This window comes from Streptomyces sp. NBC_00096 (genome assembly GCF_045041305.1).
GTDB lineage: Bacteria > Actinomycetota > Actinomycetes > Streptomycetales > Streptomycetaceae > Streptomyces.
On record NZ_CP108221.1, the window covers coordinates 7,180,104 to 7,197,230 of the forward strand.

General features: G+C 73.3%; 15 protein-coding genes. 7 read left to right on the plus strand and 8 right to left on the minus strand.

Annotation, left to right across the window (positions count from 1 at the left end; genetic code table 11):
• Both OG904_RS32040 and OG904_RS32045 read left to right on the plus strand, forming a co-directional pair.
• Nucleotides 1-1,992 carry a peroxidase gene (locus OG904_RS32040; protein WP_405497024.1) on the plus strand — a complete coding sequence of 664 codons (1,992 nt, stop codon included), beginning with the start codon at nucleotides 1-3 and terminating at the stop codon, nucleotides 1,990-1,992.
• Nucleotides 1,993-2,001: 9 nt separating this feature from the next.
• On the plus strand, nucleotides 2,002-2,961 hold the full coding sequence (locus tag OG904_RS32045) for an aldo/keto reductase family oxidoreductase (RefSeq protein WP_405497026.1): 960 nt from the start codon (nucleotides 2,002-2,004) through the stop codon (nucleotides 2,959-2,961).
• Nucleotides 2,962-2,997: 36 nt separating this feature from the next.
• Here the strand turns inward: OG904_RS32045 and OG904_RS32050 are convergent, their stop codons facing one another.
• The gene (locus OG904_RS32050; protein WP_405497028.1) at nucleotides 2,998-3,888 is read right to left on the minus strand and encodes an esterase/lipase family protein; all 891 of its coding nucleotides are present in this window, start codon (nucleotides 3,886-3,888) and stop codon (nucleotides 2,998-3,000) included.
• Nucleotides 3,889-4,016: 128 nt separating this feature from the next.
• On the opposite strand from OG904_RS32050, the gene OG904_RS32055 reads away from it, so the two are divergent.
• Nucleotides 4,017-5,387 (plus strand): PucR family transcriptional regulator, encoded by a 1,371-nt coding sequence (locus OG904_RS32055; RefSeq protein ID WP_405497030.1) that lies wholly within the window; start codon nucleotides 4,017-4,019, stop codon nucleotides 5,385-5,387.
• A 64-nt stretch (nucleotides 5,388-5,451) separates the two neighbouring features.
• Here the strand turns inward: OG904_RS32055 and OG904_RS32060 are convergent, their stop codons facing one another.
• The 4 genes from OG904_RS32060 to OG904_RS32075 form a co-directional block, all read right to left on the minus strand.
• Complete coding sequence (locus OG904_RS32060; protein ID WP_405497032.1) at nucleotides 5,452-6,342, minus strand: glycosyltransferase family 2 protein; 891 nt, start codon at nucleotides 6,340-6,342, stop codon at nucleotides 5,452-5,454.
• Nucleotides 6,343-6,422: 80 nt separating this feature from the next.
• On the minus strand, nucleotides 6,423-7,835 hold the full coding sequence (locus OG904_RS32065) for an Ig-like domain-containing protein (protein WP_405497034.1): 1,413 nt from the start codon (nucleotides 7,833-7,835) through the stop codon (nucleotides 6,423-6,425).
• Between the two features lie 221 nt (nucleotides 7,836-8,056).
• Nucleotides 8,057-9,310 carry a neocarzinostatin apoprotein domain-containing protein gene (locus OG904_RS32070; RefSeq protein ID WP_405497036.1) on the minus strand — a complete coding sequence of 418 codons (1,254 nt, stop codon included), beginning with the start codon at nucleotides 9,308-9,310 and terminating at the stop codon, nucleotides 8,057-8,059.
• Nucleotides 9,311-9,442: 132 nt separating this feature from the next.
• Nucleotides 9,443-9,934 (minus strand): FBP domain-containing protein, encoded by a 492-nt coding sequence (locus OG904_RS32075; protein ID WP_405497038.1) that lies wholly within the window; start codon nucleotides 9,932-9,934, stop codon nucleotides 9,443-9,445.
• A gap of 71 nt (nucleotides 9,935-10,005) precedes the next feature.
• Here OG904_RS32075 and OG904_RS32080 point away from each other — a divergent pair, with 71 nt between their 5' ends.
• From OG904_RS32080 to OG904_RS32095, 4 genes are all read left to right on the plus strand, one after another.
• Nucleotides 10,006-10,587: a TetR/AcrR family transcriptional regulator gene (locus OG904_RS32080; protein WP_405497040.1), complete on the plus strand. Its 582-nt coding sequence runs from the start codon at nucleotides 10,006-10,008 to the stop codon at nucleotides 10,585-10,587.
• Between the two features lie 77 nt (nucleotides 10,588-10,664).
• The gene (locus OG904_RS32085; protein WP_405497042.1) at nucleotides 10,665-11,840 is read left to right on the plus strand and encodes a GDSL-type esterase/lipase family protein; all 1,176 of its coding nucleotides are present in this window, start codon (nucleotides 10,665-10,667) and stop codon (nucleotides 11,838-11,840) included.
• A 101-nt stretch (nucleotides 11,841-11,941) separates the two neighbouring features.
• Nucleotides 11,942-13,390 carry an argininosuccinate synthase gene (argG, locus tag OG904_RS32090; RefSeq protein ID WP_405497044.1) on the plus strand — a complete coding sequence of 483 codons (1,449 nt, stop codon included), beginning with the start codon at nucleotides 11,942-11,944 and terminating at the stop codon, nucleotides 13,388-13,390.
• A 168-nt stretch (nucleotides 13,391-13,558) separates the two neighbouring features.
• A complete protein-coding gene (locus OG904_RS32095) occupies nucleotides 13,559-13,765 on the plus strand; it encodes a hypothetical protein (RefSeq protein ID WP_405497046.1) in 207 nt (68 codons plus the stop codon).
• Here OG904_RS32095 and OG904_RS32100 read toward each other — a convergent pair.
• The 3 genes from OG904_RS32100 to OG904_RS32110 all read right to left on the minus strand — a co-directional run bounded on the left by OG904_RS32100 (nucleotide 13,762) and on the right by OG904_RS32110 (nucleotide 17,074).
• Nucleotides 13,762-15,081 carry an MFS transporter gene (locus OG904_RS32100; protein WP_405497048.1) on the minus strand — a complete coding sequence of 440 codons (1,320 nt, stop codon included), beginning with the start codon at nucleotides 15,079-15,081 and terminating at the stop codon, nucleotides 13,762-13,764. The genes OG904_RS32095 and OG904_RS32100 overlap by 4 nt on opposite strands.
• A gap of 66 nt (nucleotides 15,082-15,147) precedes the next feature.
• On the minus strand, nucleotides 15,148-15,786 hold the full coding sequence (gene thpR / locus OG904_RS32105; RefSeq protein WP_405497050.1) for an RNA 2',3'-cyclic phosphodiesterase: 639 nt from the start codon (nucleotides 15,784-15,786) through the stop codon (nucleotides 15,148-15,150).
• 76 nt (nucleotides 15,787-15,862) lie between these two features.
• A complete protein-coding gene (locus tag OG904_RS32110; RefSeq protein ID WP_405497052.1) occupies nucleotides 15,863-17,074 on the minus strand; it encodes a serine hydrolase domain-containing protein in 1,212 nt (403 codons plus the stop codon).
• Nucleotides 17,075-17,127: the final 53 nt, after the last annotated feature.

Genomic DNA, 17,127 nt, shown 5'->3' on the forward strand with positions numbered 1-17,127 from the left:
ATGGCCCTCGCCGCGTCGCCGCCCCCTGGCTGCCCCCACGCCGGACCCGCCCGCAGGACCGTGGTCCAGGCGGCGGCCCTCGCCGCCGCCGGCATGACCGCGGGCCTCGCCCCGACGGCCTGGGCCGCCCCGGCCCCGGCGGCGGCAGCGGAGCCCGCGCGGGCGGGCGCCACACCTGATGCCCTGCCGCTGCGCACCGACCGCCAGTCCCAGGGCGACATCCTCGCCGGATTCCGCAAGGACCACGCCTGCCTGCTCTTCCTCCACTTCGGCGACGCGGACAAGGCCCGCCACTGGCTGAGCCGGCTGCTGCCCTCGATCTCCACCACCGAGGAAGTGGCCCGCTTCAACCGGGCCTTCAGCAAGGCCCGCCGACGCAGCGGCGGCATCGACCCCGAGTCCATGGCCACCCTGTGGACCGGGCTCAGCCTGACCCATCCGGGGCTCCGCCTGTTCGCGGGCAAGGAGCCCTTCCCCACCGCCCCGCCCGGCTCCAACGCCGAGGCCTTCACCCAGGGCGGCGCCGCCCGCGCGCAGCAGCTCGGAGACACCGGCACCAGCGCCCCGCAGTCCTGGCTGTTCGGTGCCGAGGAGCCCGGACGTGCCGTCCACGCGGTCCTCACCCTCGCCGCCGACCAGCCCGAACGCCTCGCCGCCGCCGTCGCCGAACACCGCGAGGGCGCGGGCGCGGCCGGCGCGACGGTCCTCTTCCGGCAGGACGGGGCCACCCTCCCCGGCGAGCTGCGCGGGCACGAGCACTTCGGCTTCCTCGACTGCATCAGCCAGCCCGGCGTACGGGGCTTCGACGAGCCCGATGCGGCCACCGGAACCAGCGTGCTCGGCAAACCCGGGACCCGGCTGATCCCCGCCGGGGAGTTCGTCGTCGGGCACGAACGCGTGGGACAGCGCCCCACGGGCCTGCCCGCCTGGGCCACCGGCGGCGCCTTCCAGGTGGTCCGCCGCCTCGCGCAGGACGTGCCCGGCTGGTGGACGCAGGTCGCCCTGCGCCTCGCCGAACTCCAGCGCAAGGGCTCCGCACCCGCCGACGCCGGCCGGGAGTGGCTCGGCGCCCGCCTGATGGGCCGCTGGCCGGGCGGGATGCCGGTCGCCCTGTGCCCGGCCGCGGAACGACTGCCCGATCCGGGCGAGCACCCCGACGCCAAGCTCGACTACAGCGACGACCCGCAGGGCTGGCGGATGCCGCTGTTCGCGCACATCCGCAAGGGGAACCCCCGCAGCGGCCTCGTCCTCGCCCCGGGCCGCCCGCCGGTGGCACAGGCCGACCTCGACGCGCGCCGCCTGATGCGGCGCGGAATCCCGTACGGCCCCGTCTACCAGCCCGACCTGGGCGAGGGCCACGGTCCGGAGGACTCCCGCGGACTGCTCTTCGTCTCCCACCAGGCCGACCTCGTGGGGCAGTTCGAACTCGTGATGCGCAAATGGCTCAACGACCCGGACTTCCCGGCCGGCCGCAATCCGCGCACCGGATCCGACCCGGTGCTCGGCCCCGACTCGCCCATCGCCTTCGAGACCCCCTCGTCGGAAGGCGGCGGCAGCCGGGCCAACACCCTGTACTTCGGACGGTTCGTGCGGACCGAGGGCTCCGTCTACGCTTTCAGCCCCTCCCTTCCCGTCCTGCAGGCCCTGGCCAAGGGGGAACTCGACGATTCCATCGAGTTCCACACCGGCTCCGTACTGCGCCCCGGTGACGTGCTCGACGCGGGGAAGATCCGGCTGACCCTGGACAGCTCCGGTGACCTCGTCCTGTTCGACGACGAGGGCAGCCGTACGTGGCACAGCGCCACCGGCGGAATCGGTCACGACGCCGTCCTCACCCAGGACGGCGAACTGGTCGTGCGCAACGCCGACGGCCGCCCGGCCTGGTCCAGCGGAACCACCGGCCACCCGGGCGCACGGCTGCTGCTGCGCCCGGCCGGAGAGCTGGTGCTCCTGAAGGGCGACCGGGTGCTGTGGAAGGCGTCCGCCTCATAGGGTGAGCGCATGGCGAACACGGCACCAGCGGCAGGCGACACCCGGCTGATCTACGGCTGCATGGCTCTCGGCGGCAGCTGGGAGCCCGGACCCCACCGGGCCGAGGACATCGACGAGGCCGAGGCGGCGATCGAGGCCGCCCTCGACAGCGGCATCACCATGTTCGATCACGCCGACATCTACCGGCACGGAAAGGCGGAAGCCGTCTTCGGCGAGGTCCTGGCCCGCACCCCCGGCCTGCGCGAACGGATCACGCTGCAGACCAAGTGCGGGATCCGCCTCGCCGACGGGGACCGGCCCGGGATCTACGACCTGCGGGGCGCCACCATCACCCGGCACGTGGAGGAGAGCCTGACGCGGCTACGCACCGACGTCATAGACGTACTGCTCCTGCACCGGCCCGACCCCCTGGCCGACCCGCGGGAGACCGCCGAGGCCCTCACCTCGCTGCGGCGCCAGGGCCTCGTGAGGGAGTTCGGGGTCTCCAACATGAACGCCGCGCAGACCGCGCACCTGCAGCGGCACCTCGACTTCCCGCTCGTCGCCAACCAGCTGGAGATGAGCCTGGACCGGCGGGACTGGCTCGAGGACGGGGTCCTCGTGAACACCCCGGCCGCGGCCGCCGTCGGCTTCCCGGCCGGCACCGTCGAGTACTGCACGGCGAACGGAGTACGCCTCCAGGCCTACGGAGCACTGGCCCAGGGCCGGTTCACCGGGCGGGAGTCGAGCGCGGGGGAGCGCGAAACCGCCGAACTGCTGCGCACGCTCGCCAAGGCCAAGGACACCACGCCGGAGACGATCCTGCTGTGGTGGCTGCAACGCCACCCCGCCCGGATCGCCCCCGTCATCGGCACCGGCCGCCCCGAGCGCATCCGGGCCTGTCGCGACGCCGCGCTGCGCGCCCCCGACCTCGGCCACGAGGAGTGGTACTCCCTGTGGCTGACGGCCCGGGGCGCGCCGCTGCCGTAGTACGGCGGGCTCGGCCGACGACATCGAAAGAACGGCCTAGCCGGGCGAGCCGACCGCGCAGACCAGGATCGGGGTGGCGCGGCGCGGGTCGAGGGCGTTGCGCACCAGGTGCCAGACGTTGAGGTCGTAGGCCTCGCCGATGTGGCCCACCGGGTCCAGCGGGCAGTGGTCCTGCACGTACTGGTTCCTGACCCCCGGCTCGCGGACGAAGGCCGTCTCCGTCGGGGTCACCAGCTCGTCGTAGCGCGAGGTGATGACGGTGTACGAGATCCCGGGCTGAGCCACGGGACCGTCGTTCAGCGCCTTGATGGCGGGACCGCCGGGGACCTCGTCGGCGAGCACCGGGATGCCGACCGTGGTCACGATCTTCTCCATGGTCTCCCGCCCGAGCAGCTTGTCCCCCAGGTCGAGGAGGCCGGCGGCGTTCGTGCCGTGGGTCGGGGGAGCGATGGCCACGACCGCCTTGATGTGCGGCTGGATGCCCTGCATCTTGGCGAGGTAGAGGGCCTGGAGCCCGCCCTCGGAGTGGCCGACGACCGAGACCTGGGCCGCGCCGGTCGCGCCGCGCACCTTCTCCACGTACTCCTTGATCTCCACGTTGGAGACGGCCACCGGCTTCAGACCGCCGGCCAGCGGGAAGCCGTCGTAGGCCCCGTAGGTAAGGGCGAAGGTGCAGTAGCCGCGGGCGGCGAGGTCGGCCTGGAGGAAGTTGAGGTCCTCGTACCAGGTCGCGAAGGTGCCGTGGAGCAGCACCACGGGCTCGGGGTGCGCGGCGCTCGGCCGGCAGGAGAAGTCGTTGATCCCGCCTCCCGCGACGCCGTCGGTGGCGGCGTGCGCCGGGAAGGCGGCGGCGAGCACGAGGGCCAGCGGGAGGGCGGCCCTGGTGAGCAGGGTGCGGGTGCGCGACGCACGGGAACTGCGGGCCATACGACATCTCCTGACGGGGGATGAGATCCTGGTCGGACTGCACAGAATGCTCCGGTGCGCCGCCCGTGTCCCCTGGCAGTACGCGCAGAATGCTTCCTCCCGCGTTTGTGCGCGGTGACAATGCGGGAATGGACGACACGGGTGTGGCGGCGGCTGTGGCGCAGGGCGCGGCGGAGGGTTCCGCGGCGGGCCCGGTGGGCCCGGTGGGTGCGGAGGGTGCCGTGGCGGTCCCCGCGTCGGCCGCCGGCGCCGCGGCGGTCTCCGCGTCCGCCGCCGCTACCGTGATCGCGGAGCGTCCGCCGCCGGGCTTCGCCGCCTCCCTGCTGCCGCGGGTCCCGGAGATCGCCGCGGCCACCGCCGCCCGCCTGACCGCAGAGATCCCCGCCTACCGGCTGCTGCCCGACAGCGTCCTCGGCGGAGACCTCGTCGCGAACACCGAGGCCGTGCTGAAGCTGTTCCTCACCACCGCCGCCGAAGGCCGCCCGCCGACCGAACAGGAGCTGGCCACGCCGGTCGCCTGGGGCGCCGAACGGGCCCGGGACGGAGTCCCGCTGGAAGCGGTGCTACGGGTCTACCCGCTCGGCGCCCGCCAGGCATGGGAGCTGGCCACGGCCGGCCCCGAGCCCACCGCCGATCCGTACGCGCTGGTCACGGGCCTGCTCGCGTTCCTCGGCGAGGTGATGCCCAAGGTCGCCGAGGCCTACCTCCGCGAACAGGCCGACCTCGACTGGGAACAGCGCGAGCACGGTCGGAACCTCGCCGGGGTCCTGCTCGCCGGCCGCCCGGCGCGGCGCGCGGCCGAGCGGTACGGGCGCACGCTCGCCGAGCGGTACGAGGTGGTGGTCCTGCGGCTCCCGGAGGCACCCGGCGGCGCCACCACCCGCATCCTGCGCGCCGTACGCTCCGAACTGGACGGAGACCCCGAGGTGCTGGCCACCTTCAAGGGGGACGGCGGGGTCCTGCTCGTCCCGCTCGCACCGCCCGGCCCGGGCGGGGGAGGTGCGACGCGGAAGCTGCTCGCCAGGCTCGACACGGCGGCCGAACTGCGCTGCACGGCGGCGGCCGCGATCGCGCAGGACCACGGATCGATCCCGCAGGCCCAGACGGAGGCCTCCGAAGTCCTGTCCCTGGCCGAGGACTTGGGGCGGGCGCCGGGCCTCTACCGGCTGGCCGACCTGGCCGTCGAGTACCAGCTGGTGCAGCCAGGCCCGGCCCGCGACGCACTGGCCCGCGTCCTCGCGCCACTCGACGGCCAGCCGCATCTGATCGCCACGCTCCGGGAGTTCATCGCGGCCGGCTACCGGCGGGGCGAGGCCGCCGAGGCGCTCACCGTCCACCGCAACACCCTGACCTACCGCCTCGGCCGCATCCGCCTGCTCACCGGCCACGACGCCACCGACCCCACCGCCGCCGGCCGCCTCTCGGCCGCCCTCACGGCGTACGACGCGGCCCGCCGCGGCGGACCGGGACCGGGACCGGGAACCGGACGCGCGGGGTAGCCGGATCCGGCATCCGTCCCGGGGAACGGCAGGGGAAAGGCAAGGGGATCGACCGGGGACCGGCTCAGAGGACCGGGGGCCGGCCGGCTGCGGTGAGGCGGGCCACCGTGCGCCAGCGCAGGGGCCGGCGGACCTGGTCGCGACGGGTCGCCCAGCCCTCGCGGAACCCCTGGAGGGACTCCTGCCGGCCGCCGCCCCGCAGGCCGCGCAGGGCCGTGACGGCCGCCCAGATGCCGAGGTAGACGGGGACCAGGGGGCCGGGGAGGTTGCGATGGGCCAGCCAGACGCGGTTGCGGGCGGCCAGCCGGTGGAAGAGCGCGTGGCGGGTGGGGCTGGTGACGGGGTGATGCATCCGGACGTCAGCCGCGTACCAGCCGGTGCGGCCCTGGTCCCACAGCCGGTACGCCAGGTCGATGCCCTCGTGGTACAGGAAGAAGTCGGCCCAGCCGCCGGCCGCGTCGAAGGCGTCCCGGCGGACCATGACCACGCCCTCGGTCATGGTGGCGACGGTGCCGGGCCGCGCCGGATCCCCGGCGCGCAGGCGGGGCACCCAACGGCGTGGTGTCGTGGTGTCGTCGGGGCCGGTGAGCCGCGGCTGGATGTACGGGGCCCGGGGGTGGCGGCGGGCTTCGGTCACCAGCCGGGACAGCACGTCGGGGCGGGGGAAGGACGCGTCGTTGTCGAGGAAGAAGACGAACTCGCTGCCCGTGTCCCGCAGCGCGAGTGCGCCGCGGTTGCGCCCCTCGGGGATGCCGAGGTTCTCCGGGAGGGTGACGACCGTGGCACCGGGGACGGAGAGCGAGGGGCGGCAGCCGTTGCCGACGATGACGAGGCGGATCTCGACGTCCTGCTGCGCCAGGAGCGTCCGGACGGCCGCCGCCTCCTCGTCGGGCCGGTCGTTCATGGTCAGGAGGACGACGTCGACGCCGGTCGCGGCGGGGGAGGATGCGGGCACGGCCCGGATGTTACCGAAGCGGGCGGACCGGCCGCCGGGCGGGCCGCGCCGGCCGGCACGCGCCGCGCCCCCGACGCCCCTCAGGTGAGCGGGTGCAGCCTCGAGGGTCCGTGGGCCGACGGGTGGGAGGAGACGGGTGCGAGCGGGGAGTCGGCGTCGGCCCCCAGGGCACTGCCGGCCAGCCAGGCCGGCCAGTCCAGGTTCCAGTCGCCGAACCCGTTGTCGAACGGCGCCATCGGCTCGCCGCCGCTGTTCAGCACCGACACCACGTCGCCCTCGCGCACCGTGCCGAAGAACCAGGCCGCGTCCTCCGTGCTCATGCCCGTACAGCCGTGGCTGACGTTCTCCTCGCCCTGCGACTCGACCGACCAGGGCGCGGCGTGCACGTACTCCCCGCTCCACGTCACCCGGGTCGCGTAGAAGACGGGCAGGTCGTAGAACTCGCTCGTACCGCGTTTGATGCCCACGGTGTCCCCGCGCATCCGGACCTTGTACTCCTTGCCCAGGACGACCTTGACCCCACTGCGCGTCAGGAAGCCGGCCTTGCCGGTGGTCACCGGGATGGTCCGCACGGTCGTGCCGTTGCGCCGTACCGTCATCTCGTGCGCGGCGGCGTCGGTGACCGCCTCGATCCGGTCCCCGATGGTGAACCGCAGGGACTCCGAGGGCCCGCCGTACTCCCGCTCCCCTTCCCGTTCCCCGACCTCGACCCCGTCCAGTCCGCTGAGCACGCGTACTTCGGCGTGCGCGGGCCAGTACGTACGGGGCCGGTAGTGCAGCGTCGAGTCGTCGACCCAGTGCCAGGCCCCTTCGACCGCGGGCTCCGAGGTGACCTGCAGTGCCCGCTCCACCCGGGCCCGCGCGGCCCGGTCCGCGGCGGGTACGGGACGGCTCAGGGCGGCGGTCACGATCTGTCCCGCCCCGTACGTGCCCGGTTTCGGCCCGAACTCGGCGGTCAGCCGCTCGTCCCGCGCCGCGGGCGCGGTCCGGAACATCATCGTCACGCCTACCGGTGTCCCCGCCGCCTCCTGTGCGCCGACCCGGACCGTGTAGGCCTCACCGGCCCGCAACGGCTCGGTGTTGACCCAGCGGTGTCCCCGGGCGCCCAGTGCTCCGCCCACGTAACGCCCGTGACCGTCGTGGACGGTGACGTAGGTGAGCAGTCCCGGCCCGGCGAGGGTGATGTCGAGCGGGCCGGCGGCATCGGTGGGCAGCACGACCGTGTGCGCGGCCGCCCGGGCCGCGGCGCGGGACGAGGGATCGCGCACCACGGAACCGGCTCCGCGGTCGGTGGCCCGGACCAGCTGCCGTTCCAGCCCGCCGCACAGCTCGGCGCGGAACGCCTCCACCGCACAGCGCCGGCTCCCGTTGTCCAGGACCCGGCCGACCAGCAGCTCGACGGAGCCGGCCGGCCCGTCCGCGGCACGCCGCCCGTCGTCGGACTGCGGCGCGGCGGCGACGACGAAGAGCGCCCCGGCCACCGCACCGGCCACGCTCCACGTCCTGCCCCGTCGCCGAACTCGTCCACGGTGTGTCGATGGCATCGTCGTCACGCGGCCCTCCCAGATCGCCTACGGCCGGATGGCAGCATCAAAACGATTTCCGGGCAGACCGATGATCATGAACTCGGTTCGTGGGGCCGAATGGGCACCGAAGAAGACTCGTACGGAGCACACGAGCACCCCCGCGCCGCCTCCGGCGCTGGGCGGGCCGCTCAGCCGGCCGCCGGCGCGAAGTGCAGCGGATGGCGGACCGCGTCGGGACCGCGCACCCGGGTCCCGAAGGCCACCAGCTCGCAGGCGCCCCTGACGCGGCAGTCGATGGCGCGGCCGTCGATTCCGGTGAACGTCGCCGAGAGGACGACCTGCTCGTCGAGCCGCCCGTCGTCGGTGGTCGCCGGAGGCCTGCTGCGGGGCCGGCAGCCGAGGGTGTCGGCGGAGCCGGCGGCGCACTCCATGACCAGGGAGTGGTACTGGGGCTCGTACCCCCTGCCCGTCACGCGCACCGTCCGGCCGTCCACGAGCGCCTCGTCCGGGTCCACGCGCAGGGTCGGCGGGGCTTCCGGGCGGCCGTCCGGCCGGAAGCGCAGCGGGACCCCGGTGAGCACGGTCCCCTCGTTGTCGGTGAGCGCCAGGGTGCACGGACGGGCCGGTGGAGCCGTCCGGCAGTCGAAGGAGCCGGCCGGCGTGTCGATCCGGGCGTAGAGCTTCTTCGGCGAGAGCTGGTAGGTCCCGTCCGGGTACACGCGGTACTGGCGGCCGGTGGCATCGTCGCAGGCGCTGCCCGAGGTCTGGGGAGCGCACTGCTTGACCCAGACGTACGCCTTGGGCGGGCCGCCCGCGACCGTGAACCGGACGATGTCCCCGTCCAGGAGCCCGGTGGTCCGCCCGACGTCCAACCTGGCCCCGGTGAAGGAGGGCCGACCCGCTGAGATCGGCTGGATCCCGCCCCCGGACAGCCGTACCGGCGCGGTACGGACCGGGGTGCTCCAGTCCTCGCTGGTACGGCTGAGCACCGCACGGCACAGCGAGCCCCGGGAGGCGAACAGCAGCTCCAGCTCGCCCGCCGGGTTCTCGGAGGCGCCGAGGGGCCCGCCGCCCGGGCTCACGGGCGTCGCGCTCACCCGCCGCCACGGGCCGTACACGCCGTCCGGGGCGTCCTGCTGGCGGTACCAGACGAAGGGCGGTCCCCCCGTAGCCGTGGCGTCGCGGAAGAGCCGCAACTGGCCGATCCGGCCGTCACCGCGGTCCACGGACACCGGGCCGCCGGACACCGGGCCGCCGGGCACCGCGTCGCCCGCCAGTTCCGCCGCGCCCGGATCCGCGGCGCAGGCCGCCACGGTGGGGCCGGTCGCCCGCGCCGCCACGGGCGCCACCCCGATCCCGGCGCAGGCGAGCAGCAGCGCCACCGCCGTACGCGCCAGCACCCCGGTCCGGCCGCCCCGCGGCCTCTCGCGCCCATAGTTCATCTACGCCGCCCTCCCCGGCCGGCCCGTCCGGCCGGGGAGCATTCTCACGGGGTGCGGCGCCCGCTGCCAGCGGGCCTTTCCGGCCAGCGGACCTTCCGCAGGCCGGGGCGGGCGGCCGGGTGTCCGCGGTGTTCAGCCGGTGATGTTGGCGACGAACGCGGCGAGGTTGGTGATCGTCCGCTGGATCTTCTCCTCCAGGGTGAGCGACTCGTGGAGCCGGGCGCCCGGCCCCGCGTCCTTCCTGTCCCGCAGGTAGAGCGAGCAGGCGAGGTCGTCGCAGATGTACGCGCCCACGGAGTTCCCCTGCTGCCCGGCCTTGCCGGCCTTCGGCGCCACCATCAGGGAGACACCGCCCGTGTGGGTGGTCAGGCACAGGGAGCACATGCTGCGCCGCGCCTGGGAGGGGGCGGCGCCGGAGGAACGCAGCGCGACCGCGACCGGACGGCCGTCCAGCGCGGTGGCGAGGTAGGCCCGGTCGGGGGCCCGGGGGTCCCGCCAGCCCAGGAAGTCGAGGTCCTCCCAGGGCCGCTCGGCCAGATCGCGGGGGACGGACAGGCGCTTGGCCTCTCCCTTGGTGCAGTTCACGAACGCGGTACGGATCTCTTGCTCGGTCAGGGGCTTCATGAACGGCAGGCTAATTTGCCTAAAGGTATTAGGCAAATGCATAATTGGTCTCGTCGCCTAGGAGGCACGTTATGGTTCGAGTGGGTCTCACCCCGGAACGCCTGACCCGGGCGGGTGCGGAGCTCGCCGACGAGGTCGGTTTCGAGCAGGTGACCGTCTCGGCGCTCGCCCGGCGGTTCGACGTCAAGGTCGCGAGCCTGTACTCGCACCTGAAGAACTCCCAGGACCTCCGGACCAGGATCGCCCTGTTCGCCCTGGAGGAGCTCGCCGACCGGGTCTCGGCCGCCCTGGCGGGGCGGGCGGGCAAGGACGCCCTGGCGGCCTTCGCGGACGCCTACCGCGACTACGCCCGGGAGCACCCCGGCCGCTACGACGCCGCCCGGCTCCGTCTCGACCCGGAGACGGCGGCCGCCAGCGCCGGAGTCAGGCACGCCCGGATGACGCGGGCGATCCTGCGCGGCTACGACCTGGCGGAGCCGGACCAGACGCACGCGGTCCGGATGCTCGGCAGCGTCTTCCACGGCTACGTCAGCCTGGAGCTGGCCGGTGGCTTCAGCCACACCGCCGTCGACCCGCGGGAGTCCTGGAGCTGGGTCGTGGACTCCCTCGACATGATGCTGCGGAACCGGGCCGCGCCGACGGTGGCCCCGTGAGCCCGTGAGCCCGTGAGCCCGTAAGTCGTAAGCCCGTAAGTCGTAAGCCCCGTAACCCCGATCAAGAGACTGAGGCGATGAGCACCGAGCGCGACTGGATCACCACACCCGTCACCGCGGACCTCCTGCGCGGCGCCCTGGACGTGGAACGCACGGCGCACGGCCTGCTGCCGCACCGGTTGCCCGCCCGGGCGCGCCTGCAGATCCCCGACGAGCAGCTGGCCACGGCCGAGGCCAGGCCCTCCGGTGTGCGGCTGGTCTTCCGGACCAGGGCCACCCGCATCGAGCTGGACGCGCTGCCCACCAAGCGGGCCTACCGGGGCATGCCGGCCTCGCCGGACGGGAAGTACGACCTCCTGATCGACGGCGTGCTCACGGCCCAGGCCACCGTGCCCGGCGGCACGCTCCGCACCGTGGACCCGGCCAACCGGTCCGTCGAACAGCGCGAAGGGCCGCCCGGCACGGCCCGGTTCACCGGTCTGCCCGCCCGCGACAAGGGCGTCGAGATCTGGCTGCCCCACACGGAGGTCACCGAACTGATCGCCCTGCGCACCGACGCCCCCCTCACGCCGGCCCCGGACAGCGGGCGCAGGGTGTGGCTGCACCACGGCAGTTCCATCAGCCACGGCTCCAACGCCCTCCATCCGACCGCCATCTGGCCGGTCATGGCCGCGGCCCGCGGCGGGGTGGAGCTGGTCAACCTTGGGTTCTCCGGCAGCGCGCTGCTGGACCCCTTCACCGCCCGCGCGATGCGTGACGCCCCCGCCGACCTGATCAGCGCCAAGATCGGCATCAACATCGTCAACCTCGACGCGATGCGCCTGCGGGCCTTCGCCCCGGCGGTACACGGCTTCCTCGACACCGTCCGCGAAGGACACCCGCACACACCGCTGCTGGTCGTCTCCCCCCTCCTGTGCCCGATCCAGGAGGACACCCCGGGCCCCCTCGCGCCCGAGTTCGACGGCGGGAGCCTGCGGTTCAGGGCCACGGGTGACCCGGCCGAACGCGCCGCGGGCCGGCTGACGCTGAACGTCGTCCGGGAGGAGCTCGCCCGGATCGTCGGGGAGCGGGCAGCGGAGGATCCCCACCTGTACTACCTCGACGGCCGCGAGCTCTACGGCGAGGCGGACCACGCCGAGCTGCCGCTGCCCGACGCGCTCCACCCCGATCCGGCAGGCCACGTACGCATCGCCGGGAACTTCGCCCGCCACGCGTTCGGAGCCGGCGGCCCCTTCGCCCCCGAGGCCGGCTGAGGGCCGCCCGCGGACGGGCCGGGGGGCCCGTCCGCGGCGCGCGACGACGCCACGCACCCCCCGACTTTGCATGATCATGCATCATCGCGCATACTCATCCCATGTCAAAGGTTCTCACCTCCCTGCCCACCGGCGAGCGCGTCGGTATCGCCTTCTCCGGCGGCCTCGACACCTCCGTCGCCGTCGCCTGGATGCGCGACAAGGGTGCCGTCCCCTGCACCTACACCGCCGACATCGGCCAGTACGACGAGCCCGACATCGCGTCGGTCCCCGCGCGGGCGACGGCGTACGGCGCCGAGATCGCGCGCCTGGTCGACTGCCGTGCCGCGCTCGTGGAGGAGGGGCTGGCCGCGCTCGCGTGCGGCGCGTTCCACATCCGCTCGGGCGGGCGCTCCTACTTCAACACGACGCCGCTCGGCCGCGCCGTCACCGGCACCCTGCTGGTCCGGGCGATGCTCGAGGACAACGTCCAGATCTGGGGCGACGGATCGACGTTCAAGGGCAATGACATCGAGCGGTTCTACCGCTACGGCCTGCTCGCCAACCCCCACCTGCGCATCTACAAGCCGTGGCTCGACGCGGACTTCGTCACCGAGCTCGGTGGCCGCAAGGAGATGTCGGAGTGGCTGCTCGCCCACGAGCTGCCCTACCGCGACAGCACCGAGAAGGCCTACTCCACCGACGCCAACATCTGGGGCGCCACCCACGAGGCGAAGACCCTGGAGCACCTGGACACGGGCGTCGAGACCGTGGACCCGATCATGGGCGTCCGCTTCTGGGACCCCTCGGTCGAGATCGCCACCGAGGACGTGACCATCGGCTTCGAGCAGGGCCGTCCGGTGACGATCAACGACAAGGAGTTCTCCTCCGCCGTCGACCTGGTGATGGAGGCGAACGCGATCGGCGGCCGCCACGGCCTGGGCATGTCCGACCAGATCGAGAACCGGATCATCGAGGCCAAGAGCCGCGGCATCTACGAGGCTCCGGGCATGGCCCTGCTGCACGCCGCGTACGAGCGCCTCGTCAACGCGATCCACAACGAGGACACCGTCGCGCAGTACCACAACGAGGGCCGGCGTCTCGGCCGTCTCATGTACGAAGGCCGCTGGCTCGACCCGCAGGCGCTGATGATCCGCGAGTCGCTCCAGCGCTGGGTCGGCACGGCGATCACCGGCGAGGTGACGCTGCGGCTGCGGCGCGGCGAGGACTACTCGATCCTGAACACCACGGGTCCCGCGTTCAGCTACCACCCGGACAAGCTCTCGATGGAGCGCACCGAGGACTCGGCATTCGGTCCGGTGGACCGGATCGGCCAGCTCACCATGCGCAACCTCGACATCGCGGACTCCCGCGCCAAGCTGGAGCAGTACGCCGGTCTCGGCATCGTCGGCACGACCCATCCCGCGCTGATCGGCGCCGTCGAGGCGCCCGGCAGCGGCCTGATCGGCGCCATGCCCGAGGGCGGGGCCGAGGCCATCGCCTCCCGGGGCGAGGCCGCCGGCGACGACGAGCTGCTGGACCGCGCCGCGATGGAGTTCGGCACCGACTAGTCGGCGCACCCGCCGCCCGTACGGCCCCTTCCCCGCGCCGGGGGAGGGGCCGTACGGCTGTCCGGGACCAACGGCGGGCGGGGTGGGGACCTCCGCCCCTTGGGGCCCGGTGACCCTTCCATAGATTGATCAGTAGGGCATTTTCAGCATGCGAAGGAGCGGTGAGCCGTGGGCGAGATCCTGTGGGAGGCCGGTTCGTACCGGATTCGCGTGTCCCTGCCGGAATCGGACGCGCCGTGGGCGGCCGAGGGCACGAAGGGGCTGCGGTCGATCCGTCCCGAGTTCGAGGGGCGGGGCCCCGAGCCCCGCCCGGTCGAGGAGTACGACGGCGAACTGAACGCCATGGTGCTGGGAGCGATGGGCAAGCCCTTCTAGACGGCCGAGGCGTTGGCCGGTTCGCGCGGGGTGGAGGGCGTGGCCGGTGCCGGTGCGGGGGCCGGCTGTTCGGCGTGGACGGCCTCCGGCGGGAGGTGGCGCTCCAGCCGGGTCAGGGCGAGTGCGGCGCCGAGTGCGGCCACCGTCAGGAAGGCCCAGGGGAGCCGGCCGTCGAGCGCGAGCAGTCCGGTGAAGAGGGACGGGGCCAGGGCGGAGGCCAGGGAGTACGAGAGCTGGTACGTGGCGAGGTAGCGGCCGCGTACGGCCTCGGGCGCGGCCGAGACCGACAGCGCGCCGGCCGAGGGGCTGTGCACCAGCTCCCCGAGCGTGTAGACCACCACGATGACCAGCAGGGCCACCAGTGTCGCGGTCTGCCCGGGGCGGACGGTGCCGAGGACGATCTGGCCCACGAAGGCGGCGGCGAAGAGCAGTGCGCCGAGGGCGGCGGCGCGGGTGCGGCGGGCTCCGGAACGGCGGACCCGGCTCGCGACGAAGATGCCGATTCCGGCGCAGAGGGCCGTGTTGACGGTGAAGGCGGCTCCGGTGAGGGAGTCGGGGCCGTGCAGCCAGGTGCTGATGTAGAGCGGGAAGAGCACGGACAGGGCCGAGTACCCGAGCGCGCTCAGGAAGTTGGTGGCGGTCAGGCCGAGGAAGGGCCGGTCGGCCAGCACCATCCGGTACCCGGCGGGCGGCCGCTTGGCCGAACCGGTAGCGCCGACGGCGCCGTTGGTCCCCTCCCGTACCGGCTTCACCCGGCTGACGAGCAGTCCGGCGACCGCGAAGGCGGCCGAATTGCCCCAGGCGGTGTAGGAGTAGCCGTCCGTGCCCCACAGGGCCAGCACCCCGGAGACGAGCAGGGCGCCCGCGCCCATTCCGGCGTTCTGCAGGGCCCGGATGGAGGCCTGGAGCCGGTCCCGGGCCCCGCCCCGGGTCACTTCGCCGATCAGGGACTGCTGCACGATGGGGAAGGACCGGTCCGCGAGGGCGGTGACCAGCGCGACGGCCGCGAAGGCGGGGAGCGAGCCGGCGAGCGGGTAGAGGGCGAAGCCCAGTACCCGTACCGCGTAGAGCAGCAGGTTGACCTTCCTGGCCCCGAACCGGTCGACGGCCGCGCCCGCGAGCGGCATGACCGTGAGGCCGGCCAGGCCCGTCACCGTCAGCACGACGCCGACGAGGGCGTAGGAGAGCCCGGTGACGTAGTGGAAGAAGACGAGGGAGAAGGGGATGTACATCCCGATGCCGATCGCGCTGATCGCGACCCCGAGGAGCAGTGACCGTTCCCCCGCCACTCGTTCTCCGCCAGTGCTCGTGAACACGTCGATCTCTCCCCCGATTAGATTGCTGGAAAGTAGCTTAGTGCTAAGCTGCTTTCCGTCAAGGGATTACTCGGCTGGTGCGCCGGTGCGGTGGCCGCCGCCAGGCTCCCGGTCCCCGTCCGGACCGCCGAGGTTCCACGCCTCGATGTCCCGGTAGTGGATCGGCCCCGGGCCGCGGCCGATGTTGCTCCCGACCAGGTGCAACCGCTCGGTCCGCCAGGGGCGACCGGCGAACGCGGCGAGTCCGTCCGCCGCCCCCACCGCGGAGGAGATGTCGTTGCGGCGCGCGCGGGCCAGCGTCAGATGGGGGCGCAGCGGCCGGTCTTCGAAGGGGATGCCGCACTCCTTGACCACCGCCCGTACATCGGCCGCGAGCAGGTGCAGCCCCTCGACGTCCCCGCCGATCCCGCTCCAGAGCACCCGTTCGTCGAAGTGGCCGCCGCCGCGCAGTGCCAGCCGTACGGGCCGGCGCGCGGCCGCGAGGTCCGCGAGCGGCGGCCGCAGGAGGGGCACGGCCCCGGCCGGGAGTTCACCGAGGAACGCCAGGGTGATGTGCCAGTCCTCGATGCGGTTCCACCGCATGCGAGGGTAGGCGGCGTAGGCGGGACCCAGCTCGCGCGCGAGCTCCTCCTTCGCGTCGTCGGGCGGGGCGAGGGCGATGAACACGCGGACGGTCGCGGTCGCCGGCTGGATCTGTTCGGTCACAAGGATCTTCGTACAGTGCCGAGGGCGGTCCAGTCATCTTCCGCCGGACCGGCACCACCGCTCGGCCTGCCGGAAGTCAGCGCATCTTGAGCGGATGTCCGGGAGCGAGGGCCACGGAGATGCGTTCCGCGATGGTCTGGGCCGAGTTGCCGGCGGGGCTCTTGGGGCCCTGCGTCACGGTGACGGAGATCGAGAGCTTGTCGGCCGGCTGGTAGGCCTGGATGGCGGCGTAGCCCGAGAACGAGGGGTTCGTCAGGATCCATCCGTTGACGACGATCACGCCCAGACCGAAGTGGTGCGTTTCGGTGTTGGTCAGCTGGCAGGCGGTGGCCGGGCAGGTGGCCGTCGCGTGGCCGAGGCCGATCGTGCCCGGGTCGAGCTGGGTCTTGAAGGACTTCGCGGAGAGCAGCTCCCCGTTGCCGACGGCGCGCGAGGACCGGTCCAGGTCGCAGATGTTCTGCACGAGGACGGCGCCGGGAGTGGTGGTCCACGAGGGATTCCAGAAGGTGGACTCCTCGTACGTGCCGCGCTCGGAGGTGAACGCGTGCAGGACGGGCTCCGGGATCTGCGGTGTGTACTGGTTGCTGGTCTGGCTCAGCCCGAGCGGTTCGTACACGCGCTGCGTGAGCAGCCGGTCCAGCGGCAGGCCGCTGATCTTCTCCAGTGCTTCGCCGAGGATCGCGAAGTTCGCGTGCGAATAGCTCCAGTTGCTCCCAGGCTTGTACAGCAGCGGCTTCTCCGTCGCGATGCCGATGACCTCGGCCGGAGTCCATTTGCGGAACGGTTTGGCCTCCAGCTCGGCGTCGAAGGCCGGGTCCGTGACGTAGTCGCGCAGCCCGGAAGTGGAGTCGCCGAGCATCCGCAGGGTGATCTCGGAGCCGTGGGGCACGTCCGGCAGCCAGCGCGACACCGGGTCGTCGAGCGAGGCCTTGCCCTGCTCGACGAGCTGGAGCAGTACGGCGCCCATGTAGACGATGGCCACGGACCCCGTGCGGAAGTGCATGGACGGCTCGGCCGGGACGCCCGTCATGGATTCCCCGAGGGCCGTGGTGAGCACCTCGCGGTCTCCGGAGGAGACCCGCAGGACCACCGAATTGAGCCCGAACTCCTGCTGGGCCCGCTGGGCGATGGTGAGGACCTTGCGGGCGTCGCCCTGGGCGGGCCCGGGGGAGCTGACGCAGGTCCCGGGCGCTGCCGCCGCGGCGGCCGGGACGGCTGCGGCCCCGGCCGGAAGGGCGGTGCCCATCAGGCCGGCGATGCAGAGCAGGACCGTACTGGTTCGCCTCACGCCCCCAGTATGGACGGGCCCGCCGGGCAGCGCACTTGGTGGGGATACGGGCC